General features: G+C 63.8%; 2 protein-coding genes and 2 pseudogenes. 2 read left to right on the top strand and 2 right to left on the bottom strand.

The window, feature by feature from the left end:
* Positions 1-158: 158 nt before the first annotated feature.
* Positions 159-605, bottom strand: a pseudogene (locus F3H98_RS30710) (transposase); the annotation flags it as partial.
* A gap of 182 nt (positions 606-787) precedes the next feature.
* On the opposite strand from F3H98_RS30710, the gene F3H98_RS30705 reads away from it, so the two are divergent.
* On the top strand, positions 788-1,669 hold the full coding sequence (locus F3H98_RS30705; protein ID WP_149764766.1) for a tyrosine-type recombinase/integrase: 882 nt from the start codon (positions 788-790) through the stop codon (positions 1,667-1,669).
* Positions 1,670-1,681: 12 nt separating this feature from the next.
* The gene (locus tag F3H98_RS30700) at positions 1,682-2,881 is read left to right on the top strand and encodes an IS91 family transposase (RefSeq protein ID WP_149764764.1); all 1,200 of its coding nucleotides are present in this window, start codon (positions 1,682-1,684) and stop codon (positions 2,879-2,881) included.
* A 455-nt stretch (positions 2,882-3,336) separates the two neighbouring features.
* Here the strand turns inward: F3H98_RS30700 and F3H98_RS30695 are convergent.
* A pseudogene (locus F3H98_RS30695) lies at positions 3,337-3,552 on the bottom strand (tyrosine-type recombinase/integrase); the annotation flags it as partial.
* Positions 3,553-3,611: the final 59 nt, after the last annotated feature.

Here is a 3,611-nt window from a genome sequence, read left to right as displayed (position 1 = left end):
CGACTCGTCGCGACTGCTCGTCAAAGCCAAGCCTGCCGCACCCTCATGTCGATCCCCGGCGTCGGCGTGATCACAGCGACCTCTTTCGTCACCGCGGTGCCGTAGCGGGTCGTGTTGGAATTTGGCGGAGCAGCCTCCGGTAAGTTAAGATTATCGGCTCATGCGGCGAGGTCAATCTGCTGATCGAGTGGCTTCGTAGGAAGCGTCTGCCAGCCGTCGATCTTTCGCATCGAGATTTGACCGGACGCCATCAACGCCCAGAACAACATTGCCGCGGTTTCGGCCGAAGGCAGAACGGTCTGGGTCTTGATGCGCCGCTTGAACTCCTCATGCAGACGCTCAATCGCGTTTGTTGTTCTGGCGCTTTTCCACTGGCTCGGGGGTAGGCGGGTGAAGGCGAAGAGACGCTCGCCGGCCTCCTCCAGGCTGTCGGCTACCGCGCGGCACTTGAGCCGCCATTTGCGCAGGAACGCCTTGCGGCGGGTTTCGATCTCCTCCGGCGTGGCCGCGTAGATCATGTCGGTGTAATCGGCGCTGATCTCCTCGTGCAGCCGCTCGGGAGCGTGGGCAAGCAGATTCCTGTGCTTGTGAACCTTATGCCGACGTCGGCATAACGTCCATTGGACTAACCCGCTCCGCGGTCGCGGAGCGGCAAGGAGGCTATGCGCCGACGGCGCGGTCCTGATGGCGTCGTCCGTGGCGCCAGTCATGCATGCAAAAGGAGCTCCAGCTGCGCGAGCATGGGGTGGCTGCTTGCAGCCCATTCCATCGGACAAAGGAGCTTGTCATGACCCAACTTCGCCAGCGCATGAGCGAGGACATGCAGGTGCGTAACTTCGCGCTCAACACCCAGCTCTCGTATCTGCAACAGGTGTCGCTGTTCGCCCGCTATTTCGGCAAGTCGCCGGACCTGCTCGGGCGCGAGGACATTCGGACCTACCAAGTCTATCTGACCAACGAGAAGAAGCTGGCGCCCGGCTCGATCCACACCGCCATTGCGGCGCTGCGTTTTCTCTACAGTGTGACGCTCGAAAGGGACTGGGCGCCTGAAGAGGTCCTCCCGCTTCCCAAGAAGCCGCAGAAGCTGCCGATCATCCTCAGCCCCGAGGAAGTTCAGCAATTCCTTGGCTGCGTCCTCGAGGTCAAACACCACGCCATCCTGACCACTTGCTATGCCGCCGGCTTGCGCATTTCGGAGGCGGTTCAGCTGAAGACCACCGACATCGACAGCCAGAGAATGGTCGTTCGCGTCGAGCAGGGCAAAGGCCAGAAGGACCGCTACGTGATGCTGTCGCCCAAGCTCCTGGAGATCCTGCGCGACTACTGGAAGGTGCGCCGGCCAGTGGCCTGGCTCTTCCCCGGCGATCGTGCCGGCCAGCCGATCACCAGGGATGCGGTGGGACATGCCTGCGCGAAAGCGCGCGACCTCTCCGGCTTGTCCAAGCCGGTGACGCCGCACAGCTTGCGGCACGCCTTCGCCGTCCATTTGTTGGAGGCCGGCGCCGACGTGCGCACCATTCAACTGCTGCTCGGTCACAGGAGCCTCGCGACCACCGCCCAATACCTGCGGATTGCCACCAACAAGGTCTGCGCCACGTCGAGCCCCTTCGAGCTCTTGCCGCGTCCAGCGCCCACCTTGCCGCCGGCCGCCAAGCCGCAATACTTCTAAAGCGGCGCACCGGTGGCCCGCTCGGGGCCGGAAGTGGCGGACATATTCCGCCGCTACGGCGATGCCTATCGCACTCAGCATGATGCGTCGCTGTCGACCGCCCAGCGCCGCGTCATGACGGCGATCGAACTGTGCCGGACCGCCGCGCTCGGCGGGCACGTCGAAGCATGCGATCAATGCGGTCACCAGCGCATCGCGTTCAACAGCTGCCGCGACAGGCATTGTCCCCGCTGCCAATCGCTGGCCCGCGCGCAGTGGCTGGAGGATCGTCGCGCCGAACTGCTCGACACGCAGTACTTCCACGTCGTCTTCACGCTGCCGGAACCCATTGCCGCCATCGCCTATCAGAACAAGGCGCTCGTCTACGGTCTTCTCTTCCGCGCCACCGCCGAGACCCTGCGCACCATCGCCGCCGATCCCAAGCACCTGGGCGCCGAGATCGGCTTCTTCGCGGTGCTGCACACCTGGGGCCAGAACCTGCTGCACCACCCCCATCTGCACTGCGTCGTCCCGGGTGGCGGATTCTCGCCGGACGGCACGCGATGGATTGCCTGCAAGCCCGGCTTCTTCCTGCCAGTCCGCGTACTCTCGCGCCTTTTCCGACGGCTATTTCTGGAGCACCTGGAGAAGGCCTTCGCGGCCGGCGAACTGCAGCTCTTCTCTGACTTGCAGGCCTTGAGCGAGCGTAATGCCTTCCGGCGCTGCCTGGCGCCCCTTCGAAAGGCCGAGTGGGTCGTCTATGCCAAGCCGCCCTTCGCCGGACCCGAACAGGTCCTCGATTACGTCGGCCGCTACACGCACCGCGTCGCCGTCTCCAACAGCCGCCTCATCGACATCGAGGATGGCGCCGTTCGTTTCCGCTGGAAGGACTATCGGCACGGCAATCGGCAAAAGGTCATGACCGTCTCGGCCGACGAGTTCATGCGTCGCTTCCTGCTACACGTGCTGCCGGAGGGCTTCCATCGCATCCGCTATTACGGCTTCCTCGGCAATCGCCATCGCGCGCAAAAGCTTGCCCATTGCCGCGACCTCCTCGGCATGCCGGCTCCCAAGGCGTCGAACAGCCGCTCGGAGAAGGATTACCGCGACCGCTACGAGGACCTTACCGGCCACTCCCTCCGACAATGCCCAGCCTGTCATCAAGGGCAGATGATCATCATCGAAACATTCGACGGTGTCACCGGACGCCCGTCATACCGGGATACGTCATGAAACAGGGGCGCCGCCTTCCTCGTCATCAGCATCGCGACGGCCCGCTCGGAAGCCAAACTGAGCCGGTCCCGCGAAGGTATGCGCCGTCACGCCCGGCAGTCTCTCGCGGCAGGGCGCGGCGCCGATCCTCACTTTGCCCGAACCGATATCCGTGCCGCTTTCGGCGCATGCCACGCCTTCAATCGCCGCGTCCGCGACCGCATCCGCAGCGCCACGCGATGCCTGTTCATGGGTGCGGCCTCTATTGAACACCCATAGCGGCCACCCGTGCCGGCGGCTTAGTCCAACACGTTTTTAGCTCACCGTCGCGATCCACCGCAGCGCGCCCTCGCCACCCGCCTTTCTGCGCGACGCCAAGCTAAAAACGCTCTGCATTATGCCGATGTCCGGATTATGCCGACCATGGCTTGGAATTCGGCTTGGGGGCGGGGATCGCTGCGATGGGGTCGGCATAATCAGAGCGCCTCGAGGAACGCGAGAAGCTGGTCGGGCGGCCTGTAGCGTCCTGGCGCGGTGTTGGCCGGCGTGGTTTTCGCCAGGGTGCGCTCCTTAAGCTCCAGATCGGCGTGTAAATAGACGTGGGTGGTCTCGATGTGTTCGTGGCCAAGCCACAGCGCGATCACCGAGGTGTCGACGCCGGCACGCAGCAATCGCATTGCCGCGGTATGGCGCCTATATCGATCAAGACATAGTCGCCACTATCTACCCCGCCCGACTATGTCGGGTAGCT

The sequence above is a fragment of the Neomesorhizobium albiziae genome, from assembly GCF_900114255.1.
Classification (GTDB): domain Bacteria; phylum Pseudomonadota; class Alphaproteobacteria; order Rhizobiales; family Rhizobiaceae; genus Neomesorhizobium; species Neomesorhizobium albiziae.
Note: the sequence above shows the minus strand (reverse complement) of the source record. Positions and strands in the feature narration are given on the sequence as shown.

Excerpts from the sequence above, each read along its gene's own strand:
- F3H98_RS30705 (WP_149764766.1), top strand. The coding sequence starts at position 788 with ATGACCCAACTTCGCCAGCGCATGAGCGAGGACATGCAGGTGCGTAAC.